The sequence below is a fragment of the Nocardia sp. NPDC050710 genome, assembly GCF_040654375.1.
In the GTDB taxonomy this organism is placed as follows: domain Bacteria; phylum Actinomycetota; class Actinomycetes; order Mycobacteriales; family Mycobacteriaceae; genus Nocardia.
Genome location: NZ_JBFAHV010000016.1, coordinates 133,083 through 156,085, shown reverse-complemented (window position 1 = coordinate 156,085; position 23,003 = coordinate 133,083). Strand labels below are relative to the sequence as shown.

The window sequence follows — 23,003 nt, the reverse complement described above, 5'->3', positions numbered from 1 at the left end:
GCCGGATGTCGTGCACGCCGACGACATCCGGCCTCCGCGCTCGACCCACTAGTGAACTTTTGCTCGAATTCGACCCGAATAGGGGAAAGGAAGTTACGTGCTAGACGTCAACTTCTTCGATGAACTCCGGATCGGTCTGGCCACCGCCGAAGACATCCGCCAATGGTCCTTCGGCGAGGTGAAGAAGCCGGAGACCATCAACTACCGCACGCTCAAGCCGGAGAAGGACGGCCTGTTCTGCGAGAAGATCTTCGGTCCCACCAGGGACTGGGAGTGCTACTGCGGTAAGTACAAGCGTGTCCGCTTCAAGGGCATCATCTGTGAGCGTTGTGGCGTCGAGGTGACTCGCGCCAAGGTGCGTCGTGAGCGGATGGGCCACATCGAGCTGGCCGCTCCGGTTACCCACATCTGGTACTTCAAGGGCGTGCCTTCGCGCCTCGGGTACCTGCTCGACCTGGCGCCGAAGGATCTGGAAAAGATCATCTACTTCGCCGCCTACGTCATCGTCGGTGTCGACGAGGAGCTGCGTCACAACGAGCTCTCCACGCTCGAAGCCGAGATGGAGGTCGAGAAGAAGGCCGTCGCCGATCAGCGTGACGCCGACCTGGAGGCCCGCGCCCAGAAGCTCGAGGCCGACCTGGCCGAGCTCGAGGCCGAGGGTGCCAAGTCCGATGTGCGCCGCAAGGTCAAGGACGGCGGCGAACGTGAGATGCGTCAGCTCCGTGACCGGGCCCAGCGCGAGCTGGACCGGCTGGACGAGATCTGGACGACCTTCACAAAGCTGGCCCCGAAGCAGCTCATCGTGGACGAGGTCCTCTACCGCGAGCTGATCGACCGCTACGGCGAGTACTTCACCGGCGCCATGGGTGCGGAGTCCATCCAGAAGCTGATGGAGAACTTCGACATCGACGCCGAGGCCGACAACCTGCGCGAGACCATTCGCACCGGTAAGGGCCAGAAGAAGCTGCGCGCGCTCAAGCGGCTCAAGGTTGTCGCGGCCTTCCAGGCCAATGGCAACTCACCCATGGGCATGGTGCTCGACGCCGTTCCGGTGATCCCGCCGGAACTGCGCCCGATGGTTCAGCTCGACGGTGGCCGTTTCGCCACCTCCGACCTGAACGACCTGTACCGCCGCGTGATCAACCGCAACAACCGCCTCAAGCGACTGATCGATCTGGGTGCGCCCGAGATCATCGTCAACAACGAGAAGCGGATGCTGCAGGAGTCCGTGGACGCGCTGTTCGACAACGGCCGTCGCGGCCGCCCGGTCACCGGACCGGGTAACCGCCCGCTGAAGTCCCTGAGCGATCTGCTCAAGGGTAAGCAGGGTCGTTTCCGTCAGAACCTGCTCGGTAAGCGCGTCGACTACTCGGGCCGTTCGGTCATCGTCGTCGGTCCGCAGCTGAAGCTGCACCAGTGCGGTCTGCCCAAGCTGATGGCGCTGGAGCTGTTCAAGCCGTTCGTGATGAAGCGTCTGGTCGACCTGAACCACGCGCAGAACATCAAGTCCGCCAAGCGGATGGTCGAGCGTCAGCGTCCCCAGGTGTGGGATGTCCTCGAAGAGGTCATCGCCGAGCACCCGGTGCTGCTGAACCGTGCGCCTACCCTGCACCGCCTCGGCATCCAGGCCTTCGAGCCGCAGCTGGTGGAAGGTAAGGCCATCCAGCTGCACCCGCTGGTCTGTGAGGCGTTCAACGCCGACTTCGACGGTGACCAGATGGCCGTGCACCTCCCGCTGTCCGCGGAGGCGCAGGCCGAGGCCCGCATCCTGATGCTGTCCTCGAACAACATCCTGTCGCCCGCGTCGGGTCGCCCGCTGGCCATGCCGCGTCTGGACATGGTGACCGGCCTGTACTACCTGACTCGCCTCGTCGAGGGCGCCAAGGGCGAGTACCAGGCGGCCACCAAGGACGCGGCGGAGCAGGGCGTGTACTCCTCGCCCGCCGAGGCGCAGATGGCGGTCGACCGCGGTGAGCTGACCGTGCGGTCGCTCATCAAGGTGCGGCTGATCGACCAGCGTCCGCCGAAGGACGTCGAGGCCGAGCTGTTCCCGGAGGGCTGGAACCGCGGCGACGCGTGGACCACCCAGACCACGCTGGGCCGGGTGCTGTTCAACGAGTTGCTGCCCGCGGACTACGCGTTCATCAACGAGCAGATGCCGAAGAAGCGTCAGGCGACGATCATCAACGATCTCGCCGAGCGTTACCCGATGATCGTGGTCGCGCAGACCGTCGACAAGCTGAAGGACGCGGGCTTCTACTGGGCCACTCGTTCCGGCGTCACGGTCTCCATGTCGGACGTTCTGGTTCCGCCGGAGAAGACCGAGATCATGGAGCGCTACGAGGCGCAGTCGGATCAGATCGAGAAGAAGTACCAGCGTGGTGCGCTCGATCACCAGGAGCGCAACAACGCCCTGGTCAAGATCTGGCAGGAAGCGACCGAAGAGGTCGGTAAGGCGCTGCGCGCGCACTACCCGGCCGACAACCCGATCATCACGATCGTCGACTCGGGCGCGACCGGTAACTTCACCCAGACTCGTACCCTCGCCGGTATGAAGGGCTTGGTTACCAACCCGAAGGGTGAGTTCATCCCGCGGCCGATCAAGTCCTCCTTCCGTGAGGGCCTGACGGTTCTGGAGTACTTCATCAACACCCACGGTGCCCGTAAGGGTCTGGCCGACACCGCGCTTCGTACCGCCGACTCGGGTTACCTGACCCGTCGTCTGGTGGACGTCTCGCAGGACGTCATCGTGCGCGAGCACGACTGTGGCACCGAGCGCGGCATCATCGTGCCGATCGCCGAGAAGCAGCTCGACGGTTCGATCATCCGGGACGCGCACGTGGAGACCTCCACCTACGCCCGGACGCTCGCGTCGGATGCGTTGGACGCCAACGGCAATGTCATCGTGGCGAAGGGCGCCGACCTCGGCGACCCGGCCCTCGAGGCGCTGCTCGACGCCGGCATCACCGAGGTGAAGGTCCGCTCCGTGCTGACCTGCACCACCGGCACCGGCGTGTGTGCGACCTGCTACGGCCGCTCCATGGCGACCGGCAAGCTGGTCGACATCGGTGAGGCCGTCGGTATCGTCGCCGCGCAGTCCATCGGTGAGCCCGGTACCCAGCTGACCATGCGTACCTTCCACCAGGGTGGTGTCGCGGGTGACGACATCACCGGCGGTCTGCCGCGTGTTCAGGAGCTCTTCGAGGCTCGTGTGCCGAAGGGTAAGGCGCCCATCGCCGAGGTCTCCGGTCGCGTGCGGCTCGAGGACGACGATCGCTTCTACAAGATCACCATCATCCCGGATGACGGTGGCGAAGAGGTTGTCTACGACAAGCTCTCGAAGCGTCAGCGTCTGCGTGTGTTCAAGCACGACGACGGCACCGAGCGTCTGCTCTCCGACGGTGACCACGTCGAGGTCGGCCAGCAGCTGCTGGAAGGCGCGGCGGATCCGCACGAGGTGCTGCGTGTCATGGGCCCCCGTCAGGTGCAGGTCCACCTGGTCCACGAGGTCCAGGAGGTCTACCGCTCGCAGGGTGTGTCGATCCACGACAAGCACATCGAGGTCATCGTTCGCCAGATGCTGCGTCGCGTCACCATCATCGACTCGGGCGCAACGGAATTCCTGCCCGGCTCGCTGACCGAGCGCGCCGAGTTCGAAGCCGCCAACCGCCGCGTGGTCGCCGAGGGTGGCGAGCCCGCGTCGGGTCGTCCGGTGCTGATGGGTATCACCAAGGCGTCGCTGGCCACCGATTCGTGGCTGTCGGCGGCCTCCTTCCAGGAGACCACTCGAGTCCTGACGGACGCGGCCATCAACTGCCGCTCCGACAAGCTCATCGGCCTCAAGGAGAACGTGATCATCGGTAAGCTGATCCCGGCCGGTACCGGCATCAACCGGTACCGCAACATCCAGGTTCAGCCCACCGAAGAAGCTCGTGCCGCCGCGTACGCGGTGCCGTCCTACGACGACACCTACTACAGCCCGGACAGCTTCGGCGCCACCACCGGTGCCGCCGTCCCGCTGGACGACTACGGTTTCAGCGACTACCGGTAATCGGTAGGTAGTCTCGATCGCCCCGCTCTCTATGGAGCGGGGCGATCGTCGTTTCACGGTATTGTCGAGGTATGAGTGTGGCGTACGACCACTACCCGGAACTGCATCGACTGGTCGAGCAGTTGCAGCCCGAAGCCGCGCCTGCGGCGCGTGCCGCGCTCCTCCGTCTGGTGCAAGGGGGCGCGGGCGACCGGCTCGCGGCTCTGCCGTCCTTCGATGGACCTGACGATCTCAGCGAGCGAATGGATTCCGAACTGTTCGAGGCCCAGTGACGCTGATCGTCGACGCCAACGTCTTGGTTGCGGTGATGAATCGACGAGATAAGCGGCATGCGGAGATGCGGGCGGTATTGGCAGGGCGAGCAGATGATTTCGTCGTGACGCCATACGTGGTCGCAGAGGTGACTTACCTGCTCCAGAAATACGCCGGCGCGCAGGCCGAGATCCAGTTCATGGAAGCGGTACGCGACGGAGTCTTTCGTGAGGAATTCGAAGCTGTTGATACACAGCGGATCATCGAGCTGATGAAGCAGTTCGCGAGTTATCCGCTCGGCGCAGCGGACGCGTCGCTGATAGCTGTCGCCGAGAGACTCGACATTCGGGACATAGCGACGGCCGACAACCATTTTCGTGCTGTCAAGACCGCCGGATTGGAATACATCAACGTGCTGCCCTGAGTACCTGGGGCTCGACAGGTGTTGTGTTTGTACTACAGCCCGGACAGCTTCGGCGCCACCACCGGTGCCGCCGTCCCGCTGGACGACTACGGTTTCAGCGACTACCGGTAATCGGTAGGTAGTCTCGATCGCCCCGCTCTCTATGGAGCGGGGCGATCGTCGTTTCACGGTGGCCGGTCTGCTGACGTACTTCGGTCGAGGGAAAGATCCGCGCGCCTTCGCCATAGTTGTGCTCTACACCTACGCTGAACGCTGTGAGCGAAGCCTACGACTGGTCGTGGCTGCGGAGCGGCATCCCGGTCATCGACCTGGACGTCTACGCCGAAATGCCCGAGGATCTGGCCCGCACGATCGAGGTCAAGGACGGCATGCTGGTGCACCGCGAGTCGCCGTCGCCGAACCATGTCTCGGTAGCCCGCGCGATCGAGGCCGCACTGCGGGCAGCCATACGGGACAGGCCGTCGGACGGTCCGTGCCTACGTGCCAGTGGTGACCTCGACATGTTGGTCTCGGAGGTTCCGTTCGGTTTCCGCCGTCCCGACGCGATCCTTTACCGTTGCATCGATTCGGACCGGGGTCGGTGGCGCAGGAAACCGACTGCGAGCGACACGCTCCTCGTCGTCGAGGTCGTTTCTCCGACAACGGTGACCGCCGATTGCGTCGACAAACGCGCCGAATACGCCAAACTGGGAATCCCGCAGTATTGGCTGGTGCGATTGGTCGATGACGACGGCCCGGTTTCGTCGATCGAACAGCTCAGACTCACGTCGGACGGCTCGTACGTGACCGAGAGAATCGGATTGCGCGGGCAGGACCCGGTGGTGGCCGTCTCGGCGATCGACCCGGTCAAGGTGGAAATCACCTGGGCGGAACTGGATCTGGACATCGAATAGAACCGGGGCGGTCGTCGGCCCCTTCCGCCGACGAGAGCGGGAGGGGCTACGGCCCAGCTCGGCCGCGATCGCGCGGATCGCGGCCTTCGCTCGAAGCCGGTCGCCGATTGTTTGTCCGACGATCCGGAAGCCGATGTGAGGTCGGCTTACCTGGCGCCGGTGGTCGTCGGGGCCGCGGATTGCGTCGTCGTGGTGGTCGGCTGGGTGGTCGTCGGTGGGGTGGTGGTCGGGGTGGGGCTTGCGACCGCGGACGTCGCCGGTGGGGTTGTCACCTCGGGTGTCGTGGTCGTGGTCGGGGCGGCAGCCGACGGGGTCGTGGTCGTTGGGGTGGTCGTTGTCGGTGACGGGGTTGTCGACGGGCTTACCTGGCCGGTCGTCGTGGGGGCGGCGGTGGTGGTCGCGGCGGCGGTCTTGGTCGGCGTGGTCGTCGGGGTGGCGGTGGTTTCCTGCACGGCCTTGTACACGGCGGCGAGGTCCGCCTCCTCCGGCTTGGCGTTCGTGTCGACCTGCTTGCCCGCCTGGGCCTGCTTGGCCAGGTGGGTGAGCCAGGCGGCGGCGTACTCGGCGGAGGTCAGGGGTTTGCCTGCGCCGGAGTCGGCGTCACGCCAGTAGTCGAAGTGGTGGCCGGAGTGGTTCGGGCCGAGGGTGAGCTTGTACGGGTCGCTCATGACCACGGGGATCGTGTTCTGGTTCGTCACGATGAGACCGACGATCTCGTTGAGCACCTTCTGCGGCAGGTAGGCCAGCGGCGACATCTCGTTGGTCGAGATCGAATCCGCTTTTGCGGGGGTCTTCGGCGCGGCGCCCGGCTTGTATTCCGGATCCGACACCCTCAGCAGTACCTGGAGGAAGGTTTCGTCGCTCTGCATCCAATTCGGCTGCGACTGGATGTCGGCGAACGCCGCCAGCGCGATGCGGCCGAGGACGACGGCGACGTCCTGTCCGGTCGCCGGTGTGAGCCCCTCGCGTTCGAGTGCGTCGACATTCAACTGCCTGCCGACATTGACCACCAATTGCAGCAGGGAGATATTCTCCGGCGCCGCGCAGGTGAGATCGCCTTCGGAGCAGAACGACGCGATCTTGCCGTTCAGCGCACCGAAGTCACCGCTGGTGCCCGGTAGCGCACCCTGACCCGACACCGGCTTCGCGCCGTTCTGATATTGCTGGTCGAAACCGTCGGGGTTGCGGTACGGATCCTTCGAACCGGGGAACGGCCCGTCGCCCGCCGCGCGACCCGAGTCGGCGAGGATGACGACACCGACCACATCGGCCGGATCGACGATCCCGTAGGCGCCGTCCTTATCGGCTTCCTGATGGCCGATCTTCATCGCGACGCGGCGCACCACATCGGCGCCCTCGCTGTATCCGACGATGGAGAACTTGGTGTCGGGGCAGGCCCGCGAGATCTCGCGCATCACCCGTTCGGTATTCGCAACACCACTGTTGACGGCGTCTTCGTAGGTGGCCATATTCGCCGGATACGCGACGTAGACGGCGGCGTACGAGCCGGGATCGACGTCATCGGCCGGTGCGTTGACGACCGGATCGACCCATCGGCTGTTGTGGTCACCGGAGAGGGCGGCGGGCAATGGTTCACCGTTGGCCCCGACCAGCAATCTGGTAGTTCCCTCGACGGGGGTATCGCCGCGGCCGGCCACCGAGATGGTGACCATGTCGCGGCATTCCGTGACCGATGTCGTGAGCTGCGTATCCCTGGTTTGCGGCGTCGATGTCAATGCCAACGAGGTGGCGACGACTGCCGCCACCCCCAGTACCGCGGGCGCGGCAACCGCCGAGGCGATGCGATGTCGCGCCAAGAATTCGCGAAGAGCCATGTCCAGATCCCCAATCGATTGAACAAGTGGACGGACAGGCCCCCCGACAGGCCATGTGTCAGGAAGGACGTCGTGGTCGAGCGGATAAGCGTTACGCACAGTGGCGATCGCCACCCGCGTGCCCCGCCGCGCCTGAGCGGTCCGGCTCCGGGAGCACCGGCATTCACCGCTCGCTGTCGAGCAGCGCCATCTGCGCACTCGCGTAGCGTTCGCCCGCGACCCGATCGGCCGGAACGGCCGCCTCGATGGTGGCGAGTTCCTCGGCATCGAGTCGAATATCCAGTGCACCGAGTGTTTCGGTCCAGCGGTCGCGGCGGCGGGCGCCGAGGATCGGGACGATATCGGAGCCGCGGCTCAGTGCCCACGCGATGGCCAACTGCGCCACCGAAACATTGTGGTGCGCGGCGATTTTCGCGAGGGCGTCCACCAGTTCCAGGTTTCTGGCCAGATTTTCGCCCTGGAAGCGCGGGCTGTGCGCACGGAAGTCGTCGGGCCCGAAGCGCGCTCCCGCGCGCACTGTATCGCTGAGCAGGCCCCGCGAGAGCACCCCGTAGGCGGTGATCCCGATACCGAGTTCGCGGGTCAGCGGCAGGATCTCCGCCTCGATACCGCGCGAGATGAGCGAGTATTCGATCTGCAGATCGGCGATCGGCGCGACGGCGGCCGCCCGGCGAATGGTGTCGGCGCCCACTTCGGACAGTCCGATGTGGCGGACATACCCCGCCTCGACCAACTCGGCAATGGCCCCGACGGTGTCCTCGATCGGCACCGCGGGATCCAGCCGCGCGGGCCGGTAGATATCGATGTAGTCGACGCCGAGCCGCTGCAGGGTGTAGGTCAGGAAATTGCGGAGCGCCACCGGCCGGTTGTCGGTGCCGCCCCAACTGCCACCCGGTCCGCGCAGCGCGCCGAACTTCACGCTGAGCACCACATCCTCGCGCGGGCGCTCGGCAATGGCCTTGCCGATCAGCATTTCATTGTGCCCCGCCCCGTAGAAATCGCCGGTGTCGACGAGATTGGCGCCGGAATCGAGTGCGGCGTGGATGGTGGCGGCCGACTCGGCATCGTCGGCGGCGCCGTACATGCCGGACATGCCCATGGCGCCGAGTCCGATGCGGCCGACGGTGGGGCCGGTGCTGCCGAGCTGGACGGTGGTGATCTTCGATTCGGTCATGACTCCAGCCTGTGCCCCGCGGCGTGCGCCCGGCAGAGATCGTTTATCGGGGGAGCGGCGATCCCTGGATGACGGTGCTCGCGTCGGGGACAGTGGAGGCATGGACCGAAGCGGACTGGCAGATTTCCTGCGCCGTCGCCGCGAGCAGCTGACGCCCGCGGATGTCGGCCTGCCGCCCGGGGTGCGCCGCCGCACCCCCGGATTGCGCCGGGACGAGGTTGCGCTGCTCGCGGGCATGTCCACCGACTACTACACCCGGCTCGAACAGTCCCGCGGTCCGCGCCCGTCGACCCAGGTGCTCACGTCGTTGGCCCGGGCGCTGCGCTTCAGCAGCGACGAACGCGACCACCTGTACCACCTCTGCGGACATCCCGCGCCCGGTCGGGCCCTCGGCGATAAGTATGTCGGGCCCGGACTGCTACATATGCTGGCCAAACTGGACGATACGCCCGCCACCGTGATCACTGATCTCGGCGAGGTGCTGGTGCAGAACCGGATGCACACCCTGCTGGTGGGCGACCACGGCAACCGGAAGGGGTTGGACCGCTACTACGCCTGGCGCTGGTTCACCGATCCGGAGTCGCGGGCGATCTTCCCGCGGGAGGACTGGGATCGGTTGGGGCGCAATCACGTCGCCGATCTGCGCGCCACCGCGGCCCGGCGCGCCGCTGACGCGGATGTGGTCGAATTCATCGGCGCATTGCGATCCGGGAGTGCGGAATTCGAGCGGCTCTGGGACGAGCACGAGGTCGCGGTGCGGCTCTCGGATATCAAACGCATCCTGCATCCCGCGATCGGCCTGATCGACATCGTGTGCGAAACCCTGCTCACCCCGAACGCGGCTCAGCGGCTGCTGGTCTATCTGCCGCGCCCGGGCACCGATTCCGCGGAGAAGCTGGACCTGTTGCGCGTCATCGGAACCCAATCCTTGAGCCCGGATTCGATCACGCGACCGTGATCGCGGTGCTCGACGTCGTATTCGTCGTTGACAGCCGCCTCCGAGGCCGCAATACTGAACCTGATGGTTCAGTATGACTTCCTTGACGCCTCGTTCGGGGCGCTCGCGGATCCCACTCGACGGGGGATTCTCGAACACCTCGGCCGCGGCCCCGCGACAGTCAGCGAACTGGCCGAGCGTTTCGAGATGACCCTGACCGGCATCAAGAAGCACATTCGGCTGCTGGAGGACGCGGGAATGGTGGTCACCGAGAAGCGTGGCCGAGTCAGGTATTGCACACTCGGCGAGAACGTCTTCGATCGTGAGGTGGCCTGGATGCAGGGCTATCGGCAGATGGTGGAAGCCCGCATGGACCGTCTCGGTGAATTTCTCGAGCGAACGGAGCATGAACGATGAGTACGACAACCAACGATGCCGTCATCACGACCGATGCCGACCGTGCGATCCATATCGAGCGGGTATTCGACGCGCCGCTGGATCGCGTGTGGGCCGCCTACAGTCGCATCGAACTGCTGGCCCAGTGGTGGGGTCGCGGCAACCAGCTCGATATCGAACGCTGGGAATTCCGCAAGGGCGGGCATTACCGCTTCGTCGAGCACTCCGACGGCGAAACCCATGGCTTCGAGGGGAGATTCCGCGAGGTCACCCCGAAGGAGCGGATCGTGCAATCCTTCGAATGGGACGGCATGCCCGCCCATGTCGCCATCGACACCACGACCTTCGTCGACCTGGGCGACGGCCGCACCAAGGTGGTGACCGACAGTCAGTTCCACACCCCGGAAGAGCGCGACGGAATGTTGCAGTCCGGGATGGAGTCCGGCCTCAACGAGAGCTACCGGGCGCTGGACGCGCTGCTGGCCGAATCCGCCTGACCCGCGAAAGCGACCGGCCCCCACCGCGTTCGCGCGGTGAGGGCCCGGCGCGGCGTCGGGTTCGGGCGGGGTGTGCCCGGCTACGCCACCTCGAGCACGATCTTGCCGCGCGTGCGTCCGGTCTCGCCGCGGGCGTGGGCCGCGGCGGCATCGGTGAGGGGCAGTACGGTGTCGATTTCGGCCCGGAGTTTGCCCGCCGCAACGAGATCGGCCAGGGCACGAAGGCCCGCCGAGTCCGGCTCGACCACCGTCCAGCCGATGCGGATACCCCGTGCGTCCGCATCCGCGGCGGTGGGCACATGGTCAGGGCCGGGCAGGGTCACCAGGTGGCCACCCGGACGCAGGACCGCCAAAGAGCGGGTGCCGTAGTCGCCGCCGAAGGCGTCCAGCACGATATCGATATCCCGTAGCGTGGTGCTGAAATCCCTAGTGCTGTAGTCGATTACCTCGTCGGCACCGAGCCCGCGCAGGAATTCGTGCTTATCCGCCCGTGCGGTACCGATGACATACGCGCCATGTGCCTTCGCGATCTGCACCGCCAGATGTCCGACCCCGCCTGCGGCGGCGTGGATCAGAACCCGCTGTCCCGCACGCAATTCTGCGGTATCGATCAGCGCCTGCCAGGCGGTCAGCCCCGCCAACGGCAACGCGGCCGCCTCGACATGTGAGATCGCGGCCGGCTTGCGCACGAACTGACGAGCCGGTGCGACAACGAATTCCGCGTAGGCGCCCGCCTGCCGGGGGAATGCGGGCATGCCGAATACCTCGTCGCCGGGCTGGAAGTACGTCACGCCGGGCCCTACTGCCTCGACGGTGCCGGAGACATCCCAGCCGACGATCGGCGTCGCACCCCAGGTGATGAAGGCGCCGCTGGCCCGCGTCTTCCAATCCACCGGATTCACCCCGGCCGCGCGCACCCGCACCAGGATCTCGGTCAGGCCGGGTTCCGGGCGCTCGATCTCGACGGGCGTCAAAACCTCGGGCGCGCCCCATTCGCGGGCGATGACGGCGAGCATGGTGGTGGTCATATCGGGTTCCTTTCTGGCTGCTCGTTCGGTGAGCGGTGACCAGATTGCCGTCCGGTCGGCCCCGGTGGTGCTGGCCGGATGGCCAACATATGACAGAATCCGGCCATGGCTCCGCATCGCATCGTGGTCCTGGTGCTCGACAATGTGCCGCTGTTCGAACTGGGCATACCGTCGCGCGTATTCGGTCAAGCCTGCGCCGAGGACGGCAGCCCGCTGTACGAGGTGTTGCTGTGTTCGGTGGATGGCCATCCGGTGCGCTGTGACGAAGGGTTCGACCTCGTCGTGCCGTACGGACCCGAGGCACTCGAACGCGCCGACACGGTCCTGATCCCGCCCGCCTGCGACCTCGGTGACCTGCATTTCGGTGGCCCGCTGCCGGAGCCGCTCGCGGCCGCGCTGGCCCGGATCCGGCCCGGCGCCCGGATGGTCGGCCTCTGCACCGGTACTCACGTGCTGGCCGCCGCCGGAATCCTGGATGGCCGCCCGGCGACCACGCATTGGATGCGAGCCGAGGAATTCCGCCGCGCCTACCCGCGGGTGCGCCTCGATGAGGATGTGCTCTTCGTCGACGACGGTGACGTTCTCACCGCGGCGGGCACTGCCGCGGGCATCGACCTGTGCCTGTACCTGGTGCGCTGCGATCACGGCACCGCCATCGCCAACCAGGTGGCGCGCCGATGCGTGATCCCACCCTGGCGGGACGGCGGCCAGGCCCAGTTCATCGAGCGCCCGGTGCCCGCGCCGACCGTCGCCTCGACCGCCGCCACCCGGGCCTGGCTGCTGGACCGGCTCGGCGACCAGATCGCCCTGGAGGACATGGCCGCGCACGCCCGGATGAGCGTGCGCACCTTCACCCGTCGTTTCCGCGACGAGGTCGGCTCGACACCGGGTCGTTGGCTCTCCGCCCAGCGTCTGGAACGCGCCCGCGACCTGCTGGAGAACAGCGATCTGAGCATCGATCTGGTCGCGCACCGCGCCGGCTTCGGCACCGCCAATTCGCTACGCCAACATATGCGTTCGGTGCTCGGCACCTCCCCGAACACCTACCGTCGCACCTTCCGCGGTGTCGCCTGATCCGGCGTATGGTCGCTATCCGGCGCTGGAAGCGTTACTCGCCGAGACCGCCTGAACAGCGAAACAACCGGGCCCCACCGTATTCGGCAGTGGCTGGACGCGCGGTGTCAGGATCGAGCGGAACCCACTCGGCGCTTGCGCGGTTTGAGGTGCAGGCCGGGTAGCGGTGGGGCCGGAATACGCTGCTCGGGCGAGTGACCGGCGATATCCGGAAAACGCTCGAGATTGTGGTTCTCCCAATCGTTTCGGGCCGTGACGATGTCCTCGTGGCTGCGTCCCACGAAGTTCCACCACATCACCAGTTCCTCGTCGAACGGCTCGCCGCCGATCAGCAGGAAATGCGCGCCCGCGGTGGTTTCGAGCCGCAGTTCGGTGCGTTCGTTACCCAGGTAGAGCAGCGGACCGGGCGGCAATTCGGTGCCCGCGGCCGTCACGTCGCCCTCGATCAGCATCAGGGCGTACTCGAAACCGGGCTCGAGCGGCAGCGTGACCTCGGCGCCCGGCTCGATCACGACGTCGGCGCCGATGATCGGGGTGTATGCCGTGGCGGGCGAGGTGTGACCGACCAACGAGCCGATCAGCACTGTGGCACGTATCCCGGGCGCCTGGTAGACCGGCAGGTCGCGGTGTTGTTCGAAATGCGCGTCGATCTGGGCCCGGTTGCCGGGCAACGCGATCCACAGCTGCAGGCCGTGCCCGGCGGGCGCGTCGGCGGCGTAGTACTCCGAATGTGCCACACCGCGCCCGGAGGTCATCAGGTTCAGCTGGCCGGGGTGGATCTCGACATCCGAGCCGACCGAGTCCCGGTGGCGGATCCGTCCGACGAAGGGCCAGGTCACCGTTTGCAGGCCGATGTGCGGGTGCGGATCGATATCCGGCGGCGCATCGGTTTTGGTGACCGTGGGCGAGCCGAAGTGGTCGAAGAAGCACCAGGCGCCCACCGTCGGCAGATCGCGCTGCGGCAGCACCCGTTCGACGAACACGCCGCGCACCCCACCCAGCGGTACCTCGCGCGCCGGGTAGAACTCGGCGACGGGTCCGGGGCAGGGCGACGGTTCGCAGAGTGCCTCGTCCGGATGTAGCTCCAGATCACTCATCGTTCTATGCCCTTCCCGAGTACATGCGCGTCGTACTCCGGATGCTTCTCCAGGTAGGCCCGGATGAACGGGCAGTGCGCCTCGATGACCCGGCCGCGGGCGATCACATCATCGAGGGCCTGCTGGGCCAGGACCTTGCCCAGCCCCTTGCCGGAGAAGGCGTCGTCGATTTCGGTGTGGATGAAATCGGTGATGTCGTCGCGCTCCACGTACTCGGTGAACCCGGCCAGTTCGCCGCCGTGGAACACCTCGTAGCGGTGCGTGTCGGGGTTGTCGACAACCTTGTTCACTGCGGTCTGCTCGGTCACGGTGCTGTTCTCCTTCCGAGCACGCACAGGGTGCCTGCTCATAATCGATACGCGGTTGAAAGCGCCGATGGTGGTGGCGGCCCAGGCGACGACGGACAGCTGATCATCCGACAGATATTCGTGCACCGAGTGCGGCCCCGCTCCGGGAAGGGAGTGGGGCCGCACTCGCGGCCGGATCAGTCCGTCTCGGCGAAACGGCGCAGCTGGAAGGGCTCGACGAGAATCTCCTCGAGCGCGGCAACGCGGACATTGAGTGTCAACGTGGACACGGGTGACTCCTGATCTGTTGTGCCGGCTGTTACTCGCGGCCGGCGGAGGTGAACGACATATCCGCGTACCGGGTGCCGGCGACCTTGCCCGCGATCGGTTCGAGGACGGCCAGCTCGTCCGCGGTCAATGCGAGGGTCGCCGCGGACACGTTCTCGGCCAGTCGGGTCCGGCTGCGGGTACCCGGGATCGGCACCACCGCCAGTCCGTGCGCATCGGCCTGTGCGTGCACCCAGGCCAGCGCGACCTGCGCCGGCGTGACGCCGCGGGCCTCGGCGATGGCGCGCAACGGATTCAGCAACTCGGCATTGTGTGCCGCGTTCTCGCCGGAGAAGCGCGGCATGGTTCGGCGGAAATCCTTCGAATCGGCCAATTCGCCCGCCGCGGCGAAGGATCCGGTGAGGAACCCACGGCCGAGCGGCGAATACGGCACGAAGGTGACACCGAGCTCGGCGGCCGCGGGCACCGCGGTGCGCTCGACATCACGGGAGAACAGCGACCATTCGGATTGCACCGCCGCGATCGGATGCACCGCGTGCGCCGCGCGCAGTTCATCACCGGTCACCTCGGAGAGGCCGAGCGCCCGGACCTTACCCTGCGCGACGAGTTCCGCCATGACACCGACGGTCTCCTCGATCGGCACCTGCGGGTTGCGCCGGTGCATGTAGTAGAGATCGATGACGTCGATCCCGAGGCGCCGGAGGCTGGCATCCACCGATGCCCGGATGTACTCCGGTGAGTTGTCGAGGCCACGGAAGGCCGGGTCGTCGGCCTTGCGGACGATGCCGAACTTCGTGGCCAGCACCACCCGGTCCCGGTTGGCCCGGACGAAATCGGCGAGGAACTCCTCGTTGTGGCCGGAGCCGTAGACATCGGCGGTATCGAAGAGGGTGACGCCCAGTTCCAGCGCCCGGTCCAGGGTGGCCCGGGATTCGGTGAGGTCGGAGGGGCCGTAGAACTCACTCATCCCCATGCACCCGAGCCCTTGGGCACCCACCTGGATGCCGCCGGTGCCCAGTGTGGTGGTGGGAAGCGTCTCCGCGACCGTCATAGCTTGATCCCTTCGCTGTTGTGCGTGGCGAGTGCGCCGGGCCGAGCCGAGGTTTTGCCCTCGTAGATCTCGATCTTGTAATCCAGCACGGCCACGGTCTGACGAAGTTCATCGATTTTGGCGAGCACTTCGGCGCGGGTGTTGCGGAACATCTCCAGACGTTGCGGGAATGTGGAATCCCCCGCACGGACCAGCTCCGCGTAGCGGACCATGTCGGCGACCGACATCCCGGTGGTACGCAGCCGCCCGATCAATGCCAGCCACTCCAGGTCGCGATCGCTGAAACGCCGCTTGCCGGAGTGATCGCGCCCGATGTAATCCATCAGCCCGATCCGCTCGTACCACCGCAGGGTGTCCCGGCTCAGCCCCGACTTCCCGGAGACCTCGCCGATCGAGTACCGCGGCAGCTCCCACTCGTCATTACGCTCGTGAACTGCGGTTTCGCCCAATGCACTCGCCCTTCTCGTTGAACACCACCGACGCTAGTCACCTGGAGTGCACTCCAAGCAAGCTCAATTTTTCCGAAGCGATGTCGGGGCGGCAACATTCCCCACGCCTGCCTACGGCGCGGAGCGGGACAGCGATGACTCAGTTGTACTTCGGCAACTCCTGCACGGCCCATTTATTGCCGTCGGGGTCGCTGAAGAAGGTGAACAGCCCCCAGCCCATATCCTTCACCGGCGTCGCCTCCACCCCGGCCGCCACCAGCTGTCGGTAGGCATCTTCGGCACTGGCCACAACCATCTGCATCCCCTCGACGCTGCCCGGCGCCGCCTCCGTGATGCCTTCGCCGATACAGATGGAACAGCCGGAACCGGGCGGGGTCAGCTGCACGAAGCGCAGACTCTCGTTGACCCGATGATCGTGATCGGCATTGAAACCGATTTTGGTGTAGAAGTCCTTGGCCCGATCGACGTCGGTGACCGGAATGGCGACGAGTTCGATTTTCCAATCCATCGCCTCAGCATTCCATCGGGTACCGACAGCCGCGCGGCTTCCGAGTCGATCCGGCGTCAACGGCCATCGCGGCGATTTCCGGCCTACCCTGGTGGCATGCCAGGTAAGGACATCGACCGGATCAGGGCCCGTTCGGCCTGGGCCACGGTCAAGGAAAGCCCGGTGATCACCGCTATCGCGGTGGCGCCGTTCGTTGTCGCGCTCGGGCTCGTGTGGTGGTTGGTCGGCGGGTTCGCCGCCTTCGTGCTGCTGGTCGTGCTCGGTGTGGTCGTCGTGGTCGGCGGCAAGCTGACGCGCTGAACCCGCGCGCATCCTCCGGTCCGGCCGCGCTCGGCGCGGAATACGGCTCAGCGCGGAATGTGAAAGCGCACCAGTTCACCGGTACCGGGGTCCACGTCCGCCCACGGGCGGTCGAATTCGAGCACCGCGAGTGCCGAGGTCGGGAACTTCCTGCTGAGCTCGATCGCCTGATTCGACTCCCGGTTGCTCGCCAACTCCCATGCCGTCCACGGCATTCCGGGCGCGTGCCCGATTATCAGCAGGGTCGACACGTCGTCGTCGCTGAGCTGGATCAGTTCGATGAGCGCGCGCGGCGAGGCCTCGTAGATACCGCGTTCGAAGACCACCGGCGCGGTGATGCCGGTCGCGACGAGGGTTTCCCGGGTGCGCGTCGCGGTGGAGCAGCGCACCGCGTCGATCGGTGGCTGGGTGTCGCGCAACCACTTCCCCGCCAGCCCCGCCTCTCGCTGCCCGCGCGGCGCCAGGGGGCGCTCATGATCGCCGACACCATCCGGATAGCTGGATTTTCCGTGTCGCATGAGGATCAGAGTCCGCACCATGGTCAATACGGTAAGCCGTCGTGCCCCTACGGAACGTCGCGGTAGGGGATTGTCGACTTGTGTCCGGACTGCTGTGATAGGTACGAAGGCAGACCGAAAGAGAGGCGCACACCACTCTCGAGGCACACTGAAAGCGGCGTCACATACTGCTATCCGCTCACGGTGACACCGCTGTCCACCTCAACCCCAGGGTGGCACACAGCCCACGCACATTTTCGAGGATCTGCACAATATGGCCTACGTAATCACGCAGCGTTGTTGCAACGACGCCAGCTGCGTCTCCGAGTGCCCGGTCGATTGCATTCGTCCCACGCCGGACCAGCCGGAGTTCGCGACAACAGAGATGCTCTACATCGACCCCGACACCTGCATCGATTGCGGTGCCTGTGTGGACGCGTGCCCGGTGGAGGCCATCTATCCCGAGGACGACCTGACGGCCTCGCTGGCGCGATACCGCGACATCAATGCCGCCTACTTCGAACGGCACCCGCTCGAATCGAACTTCGATCCGATCGTCGCCCCGACGCGGCCGCCCAAGGAGCTCGGCACCCTGCGGGTCGCGATCGTCGGCGCGGGCCCCGCGGCCTGCTACGCCGCCGACGAGTTACTGCGGCGCTGCGATGTCGAGGTCGAGATGTTCGACCGGCTGCCGACGCCTTGGGGTCTGGTGCGTGCGGGTGTCGCCCCCGACCACCCCGGCACCAAGACGGTGTCGGGGATGTTCGAATCCGCGTTCCGCCGCGAGACCCTGCAGTACTACCTCAATGTCGAGGTCGGCACGCATATCTCGCACGAGGAACTGCTGAAGCACCACCACGCGGTCCTCTACGCGGTCGGCGCCTCGTCCGACCGGAAGATGGGCGTGCCCGGTGAGGAGCTGCCCGGCAGCCACTCGGCGACCGAATTCGTCGCCTGGTACAACGGCCACCCCGACTACGCGGAACGGCACTTCGACCTGTCCGGCGAGCGCGCGGTCATCGTCGGCAACGGCAACGTGGCCCTCGACGTGGCCCGGGTGCTGACCGTCGACCCGGACGAACTGGCCAAGACCGATATCGCCGATCACGCGCTGGACGCGCTGCGTGGCAGCAATATTCGCGAGGTCGTGGTGCTCGGCAGGCGTGGTCCGCTGCAGGCGGCCTACACGTCGCCGGAATTCCTGGCGCTGACCCATCTGAAGGGCGTCGACGTCATCGTCGACGAGGCCGACCTGACGCTGGACCCGGCCAGCCAGGCGCTACTGGACGATCCGCAGGTCGAGCCGTCGCTGGAACTGAAGTACACCCTGGCCAAGGAGTACGCCGAGGGGCGTCGCGATCCGGCGAACAAGCGGATCGTCTTCCGCTACCTGGCCTCGCCGGTCGCGTTGCACGGAACCGGCCGGGTCGAGTCGGTGGAGTTCGCGCACAACGAACTGGTCAGCGAGGGCAGCCGATTGGTGGCGCGGGCGACCGACCGTACCGAGACCATGGACGCCGGGCTGGTGCTGCGTTCCATTGGCTACAAGGGCGAGCCGGTCGCGGCGCTGCCCTTCGACGAGCAGCGCGGTGTGGTGCCGAACGAGCACGGCCGGGTCACCGGCCCCGACGGTACGCCACTGCCCGGTGTGTACGTCAGCGGCTGGATCAAGCGCGGACCGCGCGGGGTCATCGGCACGAACCGGATCGATTCCGAGGAGACCGTCGAACAGTTGATCGCCGACTTCACGACGGGCAAACTCGGTGTGCCGCAGGGTGATCGGGCCGCGCTGAAGGCGCTGCTCGCGCAGCGGCAGGCCGATCTGGTCGACCGGGAAGGCTGGAAGTCCATCGACCAGGCCGAGAAGAGCGCGGGCAAGGCCGCCGGGCGGCCCCGGGTCAAGTTCACCACCCGCGAGGATCTGCTCAAGGCCGCACGCGGCTGATGAACTGTGGTCGCCGGGCGGATCCTTCGCACCGCCCGGCGATACGAACGTGCGGCGTCAAGCCAACGGCATGATCCGGACGACGGTCGTGGTGATTCCGCCGACCACGAACCACAGCCGCAGCACCGGCCGCCCGGAACGGTCGCCCGGCTCGTACCGGCTGCGTACCGTCACATGCTGGCGCGCGAGCACCGGCGCGACATACTCGATGACCGCCCGATGCGGTCCGGCGACCAGCTTCGGATACTCCACCAGGAACTGTTCCACCGCCTGCCAGTAGCAGGCATTGTTGACGTGGTTGTACTGGTCGATATCGGTCGCCCGCACCGGAAACGGCATATCGGTGTCCGACTCCGGCGGCGTGGCGTCGGTGAGATACGGCCGCCAGCGCAGCCGGTGCTCGGTGGTCGTCTGCGCCAGATAGGTCAGGCCCTCATCGCTGATCCGGGCCGGCCTGTTGTTCGACTCGCTGATATTGATCCAGAAGCCCTCCGACTCGATCAATCCACCGTTTCCGCTGGTAATGCGCACCCGCATATTGGTCCAGCGGGTCGACATACTCGAGCACCACCGCAGCAGTCGCACCTCATCCGGCCAGAGGATCGGGCGGATGACATCAATGACCGTGCGCCGGACGATCCATACCGGGTCGGTCCGGTGCAGCGAGGTCTGATGCAGCTGTTCCCAGGCGATATCCTGCAGATAACGGGCGACGCTGTCGAACCGCAGCCGGTCGTACGGATCCACATCACCAGCCCGGATGGGCCACGCCGAAGCAAAGCCCATGCCCTCCTGGGGAAGCGGGGCGAGTGGCTGATCGAGTGACACTTGTGCTCCTCGCGCTGCACGGTGTGCCGCGTTTTTTCTTTGCGGTGCTGTTGTGAGACGACTTTACGGGGCGTACGTCACACCCTCGCGTCGAGCCGTCTGTACTTACAGGTACGCCATCCGACCGGCAGGATGGAAGCCATGATCGAATCGGACCTCCCGCCGAAGCTCGGCAGGCCCGCCGAACGCGCCCTCGCGGCCGCGGGCATCACCACCCTCGCCGACCTCACCACCCGGACCGAACGCGACGTAGCGGCGCTGCACGGCGTCGGCCCCACCGCCGTTGTCAAACTCCGAGCGGCGCTGGCCGAACACGATCAATCCTTCGCCTGAAGGCGGTTCGGCGATGGCTGATCGCTGAATTGCGCTGCGCTGTGGGAGACTCAGGAACGTGCGGCGGCCCAGTATGCCTTGCTGGCGAATGTGCAGTGATGTGCTCGGTCAACCGAATCCGCTGTTACGGTCTCGAGCCGCAACGGCGTTGATGAACACCCGCTAGTAGCCCTGGTATGCGCCGCCCGAGTTCATCGCGACGATGCCGGGTACGTTATCGACCGACCCGTAGGTGTCGATCGAGTAGCGGACGGCGGCGACGATATTGTCCACCGGATTCCAAATATCGTCGTGCCCGGGGGCCTTGTACGCATTGAACGTGCTATCGATGGTCTGCATGATGCCCTTGGAAGGATGTCCCGCCGCCCAGTTACTGTCCCAGCGGTTTTCGGCGTAGGGGTTGCCGCCCGATTCGTGCTGGATGATCATCGCGATCGCCCGCTCATCGATGTCCTTCGGGTCGTAGCCCATCTCGATGAGGACCTTCTTGGCATCCTCGATCCATTTCGCGACATCCCCGGTCGGCATCGGTCCGGTAGGTGCGCTCGACGACCCGCCGGATGACGATCCGGAGCTGCTTCCGCTGTGGTTGCCCATCACATAATTGGGCTTGCTCGAGTTCGACGGTCTTGATGTGGTGGTCACCGGGGCGGTGTTCGTCGGTTTCGTGGCTGCCGCCGCATCAGCATTCGGATCGCCGAGACCGTTGAACGCGGCCTCCAGCTTTTTCACGGCGTCCTGCACACTTCTTGTCGCGTCATCGGCCACTTGTTGTGCCGCTGCCAGCGCGTTGACGATATCGGTGTGAAACTGCGCGGCGTCTTTTCTGGCTTGGTCGGACAGTTGGTTGGCCTCGTGCTCGTTGAGATTGTCCTTGTACCACTGGATGCGATTGTCGGCGCTGACGTCGCCGTTGCTCGACACCACGAATCCCGGCTCGCGTTTGTCGGAGTCCGCTCGGCACGGGCCCGTACTTTGGGCGGCGTCGCGCAGCTGCAACACCTTTTGTTTCGTATCCTTCAGATTCCCCACCCGCGTGCTGAACGCTGTCTCCAGCTCTCCAAGGGCCTTGCTCACCTCTGATGCCCGGGTCTTCTCTGTCTCCATCCGGGCATTCGCGGCCGCGGCGGCGGCCCCGGACCACACCTTGCCGGTGCCGAGGTCGGCGGTGTCGTCGACGCCCTTCCGTACCGCGGTATCCAGATTCTCGAACATGGTGTGGGCATTGGTGCCCGCGGTGGCGAGGTGGTCGGGTTCCCACTTCGCGACGTCATCGATGGAAAGCGTCACGGCAGCTGCAATCCGATCGTCTGGAGCTTCTTGGTGAAGTCGTCCTCGGCCACCTCGAAGGCGCCTGCCGCGTTATGGGTCGTTTCGGCGATTTTGTCGAGGCGCTCGCCGATGCGTTGGAGGCAGCGGTTGACGATTGTGGTGGCTTGCTGTGCGGCGGAGCCGAATCCGGTGCCGGGCAGCGCATTCACCGCGACAGTGAAGCCGTCGCCCGCGTTGAGTTGCCTGATTCCATTCGCCTCGTCACCGAGGTTCTTGGCAAATGTCTTCAGCGCTGCCGGATCGACCCGCAGCGTCCCCGAATCCAATTGCTCCGCCACGAAAATCGCCCCCTTCGTCCCCACCTGAGGTCGGGCTCAGCATAACAAGATGGGGGCTGCTGAACAGGGGCATCCGGGTGCGATCGGGTGGCAGTCGGAAGCCGGTGCGGGCTGTGCGGGGTGGGGTGAATGGTTCCGGTTATGTTGGTCACAGCGTTGGCGACGGTCCGTGTCGCCGAAGTGGACAGAGAGGTCGGCACATGCGCGCAGCCCAGGTCAGCAAGTTGGAGGGGCCGGAAGCGGTCGAGATCGTGGAGATTCCGGAGCCGGCGGGATATCCGGGGGGCGTGGTCATCGATGTGCATGCGGCGGGGGTGGCGTTTCCGGATGTGCTGATGACGCGTGGGCTGTACCAGATGAAGCCGGAGCTGCCGTTCGTCGTCGGCGGCGAGGTGGCGGGGGTGGTGCGCGAGGCGCCCGCGGACGCGCATGTGGCGCCCGGTGATCGGGTGGTGGCATTGACGCTGCTCGGCAATGCGATGGCCGAGGTGGCGGTGGCGCCGACGCAAATGGTGTTCAAGTTGCCGGACAATATTTCGCTGGAAGCCGGGGCGGGCATCCTGTTCAACGATCTGACGGTGCATTTCTGCCTGCGTAACCGCGGCAGGCTGGCCGAGGGCGAGACGGTGCTTGTGCACGGCGCCGCGGGCGGTATCGGTACCTCCACGCTGCGGATGGCGGCGGCGCTGGGTGCGGGCCGGGTGATCGCGGTGGTGAGCACCGAGGCGAAGGCCGAGGTCGCGAAGGCCAACGGCGCCACCGATGTGGTCCGCACCGAGGGCTGGCTGGCCGCGGTGAAGGAGCTGACCGGTGGCCGCGGTGTGGATATCGTGCTGGATCCGGTGGGCGGCGACCGTTTCACCGATAGCATCCGGTCGCTTGCTTCGGCGGGACGGCTGCTGGTCGTGGGATTCACCGCGGGGGATATCCCGACCGTCAAGGTGAATCGCCTGCTGCTGAAGAACGTCGAGGTGACCGGCGCGGCGTGGGGTGAATGGGTGATGACGCATCCGGGCTACCTCCAGGAGCAGTGGGCCGAGGTGGAACCGCTGCTGGCCGCGGGCACTATCGCGCCGCCGCAGCCGGTGCTGTACCCGCTGGAGCGGGCCGCGGAGGCCGTCGCCTCGCTGGACAACCGCACCGCCACGGGCAAGGTCGTCGTCACGGTGCGTTGAGCATCGCCGGTCCCGCGGAATCGCCGCGCCGCGCACGAACCGATCCGCGAATTCGTGCGCGGCGGGCCGGAGTG

24 protein-coding genes are annotated in these 23,003 nt (G+C 66.1%); 12 read left to right on the top strand and 12 right to left on the bottom strand.

Annotated elements, in window-relative coordinates; genetic code table 11:
* Window positions 1-97: 97 nt before the first annotated feature.
* From AB0H61_RS24925 to AB0H61_RS24910, 4 genes are all read left to right on the top strand, one after another.
* Window positions 98-4,051: a DNA-directed RNA polymerase subunit beta' gene (locus AB0H61_RS24925; protein ID WP_357308643.1), complete on the top strand. Its 3,954-nt coding sequence runs from the start codon at window positions 98-100 to the stop codon at window positions 4,049-4,051.
* A gap of 71 nt (window positions 4,052-4,122) precedes the next feature.
* A complete protein-coding gene (locus tag AB0H61_RS24920) occupies window positions 4,123-4,323 on the top strand; it encodes a hypothetical protein (RefSeq protein WP_357308640.1) in 201 nt (66 codons plus the stop codon).
* Window positions 4,320-4,727: a PIN domain-containing protein gene (locus tag AB0H61_RS24915; protein WP_357308637.1), complete on the top strand. Its 408-nt coding sequence runs from the start codon at window positions 4,320-4,322 to the stop codon at window positions 4,725-4,727. The genes AB0H61_RS24920 and AB0H61_RS24915 overlap by 4 nt, the downstream gene beginning before the upstream one ends.
* A gap of 254 nt (window positions 4,728-4,981) precedes the next feature.
* Complete coding sequence (locus tag AB0H61_RS24910; RefSeq protein WP_357308634.1) at window positions 4,982-5,620, top strand: Uma2 family endonuclease; 639 nt, start codon at window positions 4,982-4,984, stop codon at window positions 5,618-5,620.
* Between the two features lie 146 nt (window positions 5,621-5,766).
* On the opposite strand, the gene AB0H61_RS24905 is transcribed toward AB0H61_RS24910, so the two are convergent.
* Entirely contained in the window at window positions 5,767-7,455 is a 1,689-nt protein-coding gene (locus tag AB0H61_RS24905) for a cutinase family protein (RefSeq protein WP_357308631.1), read from the bottom strand.
* Window positions 7,456-7,618: 163 nt separating this feature from the next.
* Entirely contained in the window at window positions 7,619-8,629 is a 1,011-nt protein-coding gene (locus tag AB0H61_RS24900; RefSeq protein ID WP_357308628.1) for an aldo/keto reductase, read from the bottom strand.
* 100 nt (window positions 8,630-8,729) lie between these two features.
* On the opposite strand from AB0H61_RS24900, the gene AB0H61_RS24895 reads away from it, so the two are divergent.
* The 3 genes from AB0H61_RS24895 (at window position 8,730) to AB0H61_RS24885 (ending at window position 10,459) form a co-directional block, all read left to right on the top strand.
* A complete protein-coding gene (locus AB0H61_RS24895; protein ID WP_357308625.1) occupies window positions 8,730-9,587 on the top strand; it encodes a helix-turn-helix transcriptional regulator in 858 nt (285 codons plus the stop codon).
* 63 nt (window positions 9,588-9,650) lie between these two features.
* Entirely contained in the window at window positions 9,651-9,983 is a 333-nt protein-coding gene (locus AB0H61_RS24890) for a metalloregulator ArsR/SmtB family transcription factor (RefSeq protein WP_357308622.1), read from the top strand.
* Window positions 9,980-10,459: an SRPBCC family protein gene (locus tag AB0H61_RS24885; RefSeq protein WP_357308619.1), complete on the top strand. Its 480-nt coding sequence runs from the start codon at window positions 9,980-9,982 to the stop codon at window positions 10,457-10,459. The genes AB0H61_RS24890 and AB0H61_RS24885 overlap by 4 nt, the downstream gene beginning before the upstream one ends.
* Before the next feature lie 80 nt (window positions 10,460-10,539).
* On the opposite strand, the gene AB0H61_RS24880 is transcribed toward AB0H61_RS24885, so the two are convergent.
* Window positions 10,540-11,487, bottom strand: a complete 948-nt coding sequence (locus AB0H61_RS24880; RefSeq protein ID WP_357308616.1) for an NADP-dependent oxidoreductase — start codon at window positions 11,485-11,487, stop codon at window positions 10,540-10,542.
* Between the two features lie 105 nt (window positions 11,488-11,592).
* Here AB0H61_RS24880 and AB0H61_RS24875 point away from each other — a divergent pair, with 105 nt between their 5' ends.
* Window positions 11,593-12,561, top strand: coding sequence for a helix-turn-helix domain-containing protein (locus AB0H61_RS24875; RefSeq protein ID WP_357308613.1), 969 nt, complete (start codon window positions 11,593-11,595; stop codon window positions 12,559-12,561).
* Between the two features lie 107 nt (window positions 12,562-12,668).
* On the opposite strand, the gene AB0H61_RS24870 is transcribed toward AB0H61_RS24875, so the two are convergent.
* The 5 genes from AB0H61_RS24870 to AB0H61_RS24850 all read right to left on the bottom strand — a co-directional run bounded on the left by AB0H61_RS24870 (window position 12,669) and on the right by AB0H61_RS24850 (window position 16,241).
* Entirely contained in the window at window positions 12,669-13,658 is a 990-nt protein-coding gene (locus AB0H61_RS24870) for a pirin family protein (protein WP_357308610.1), read from the bottom strand.
* Window positions 13,655-13,966, bottom strand: coding sequence for a GNAT family N-acetyltransferase (locus AB0H61_RS24865; RefSeq protein WP_357308608.1), 312 nt, complete (start codon window positions 13,964-13,966; stop codon window positions 13,655-13,657). The genes AB0H61_RS24870 and AB0H61_RS24865 overlap by 4 nt, the downstream gene beginning before the upstream one ends.
* Before the next feature lie 298 nt (window positions 13,967-14,264).
* Window positions 14,265-15,284, bottom strand: a complete 1,020-nt coding sequence (locus tag AB0H61_RS24860) for an aldo/keto reductase (RefSeq protein ID WP_357308605.1) — start codon at window positions 15,282-15,284, stop codon at window positions 14,265-14,267.
* Entirely contained in the window at window positions 15,281-15,733 is a 453-nt protein-coding gene (locus AB0H61_RS24855; protein WP_357308602.1) for a MerR family transcriptional regulator, read from the bottom strand. The genes AB0H61_RS24860 and AB0H61_RS24855 overlap by 4 nt, the downstream gene beginning before the upstream one ends.
* A gap of 139 nt (window positions 15,734-15,872) precedes the next feature.
* Window positions 15,873-16,241 (bottom strand): VOC family protein, encoded by a 369-nt coding sequence (locus AB0H61_RS24850; RefSeq protein WP_357308599.1) that lies wholly within the window; start codon window positions 16,239-16,241, stop codon window positions 15,873-15,875.
* Between the two features lie 96 nt (window positions 16,242-16,337).
* Here AB0H61_RS24850 and AB0H61_RS24845 point away from each other — a divergent pair, with 96 nt between their 5' ends.
* The gene (locus AB0H61_RS24845) at window positions 16,338-16,541 is read left to right on the top strand and encodes a hypothetical protein (protein ID WP_357308596.1); all 204 of its coding nucleotides are present in this window, start codon (window positions 16,338-16,340) and stop codon (window positions 16,539-16,541) included.
* Window positions 16,542-16,588: 47 nt separating this feature from the next.
* Here the strand turns inward: AB0H61_RS24845 and AB0H61_RS24840 are convergent, their stop codons facing one another.
* Window positions 16,589-17,080, bottom strand: coding sequence for a histidine phosphatase family protein (locus AB0H61_RS24840; RefSeq protein ID WP_357308593.1), 492 nt, complete (start codon window positions 17,078-17,080; stop codon window positions 16,589-16,591).
* Between the two features lie 232 nt (window positions 17,081-17,312).
* Between AB0H61_RS24840 and AB0H61_RS24835 the strand changes: the two genes are divergently transcribed.
* Window positions 17,313-18,983: an FAD-dependent oxidoreductase gene (locus AB0H61_RS24835; protein WP_357308590.1), complete on the top strand. Its 1,671-nt coding sequence runs from the start codon at window positions 17,313-17,315 to the stop codon at window positions 18,981-18,983.
* A gap of 57 nt (window positions 18,984-19,040) precedes the next feature.
* Here AB0H61_RS24835 and AB0H61_RS24830 read toward each other — a convergent pair whose 3' ends face one another.
* The gene (locus AB0H61_RS24830) at window positions 19,041-19,811 is read right to left on the bottom strand and encodes an acyl-ACP thioesterase domain-containing protein (protein ID WP_357308587.1); all 771 of its coding nucleotides are present in this window, start codon (window positions 19,809-19,811) and stop codon (window positions 19,041-19,043) included.
* 141 nt (window positions 19,812-19,952) lie between these two features.
* Between AB0H61_RS24830 and AB0H61_RS24825 the strand changes: the two genes are divergently transcribed.
* Window positions 19,953-20,144 (top strand): DNA-binding protein, encoded by a 192-nt coding sequence (locus AB0H61_RS24825; protein WP_357308584.1) that lies wholly within the window; start codon window positions 19,953-19,955, stop codon window positions 20,142-20,144.
* 162 nt (window positions 20,145-20,306) lie between these two features.
* Here AB0H61_RS24825 and AB0H61_RS24820 read toward each other — a convergent pair whose 3' ends face one another.
* Together AB0H61_RS24820 and AB0H61_RS24815 are read right to left on the bottom strand one after the other, a co-directional pair.
* Entirely contained in the window at window positions 20,307-21,434 is a 1,128-nt protein-coding gene (locus AB0H61_RS24820; protein ID WP_357308581.1) for a transglycosylase SLT domain-containing protein, read from the bottom strand.
* Entirely contained in the window at window positions 21,431-21,754 is a 324-nt protein-coding gene (locus tag AB0H61_RS24815) for a type VII secretion target (RefSeq protein WP_357308578.1), read from the bottom strand. The genes AB0H61_RS24820 and AB0H61_RS24815 overlap by 4 nt, the downstream gene beginning before the upstream one ends.
* A gap of 200 nt (window positions 21,755-21,954) precedes the next feature.
* On the opposite strand from AB0H61_RS24815, the gene AB0H61_RS24810 reads away from it, so the two are divergent.
* On the top strand, window positions 21,955-22,929 hold the full coding sequence (locus AB0H61_RS24810) for an NADPH:quinone oxidoreductase family protein (RefSeq protein WP_357308575.1): 975 nt from the start codon (window positions 21,955-21,957) through the stop codon (window positions 22,927-22,929).
* Window positions 22,930-23,003 lie beyond the last annotated feature (74 nt).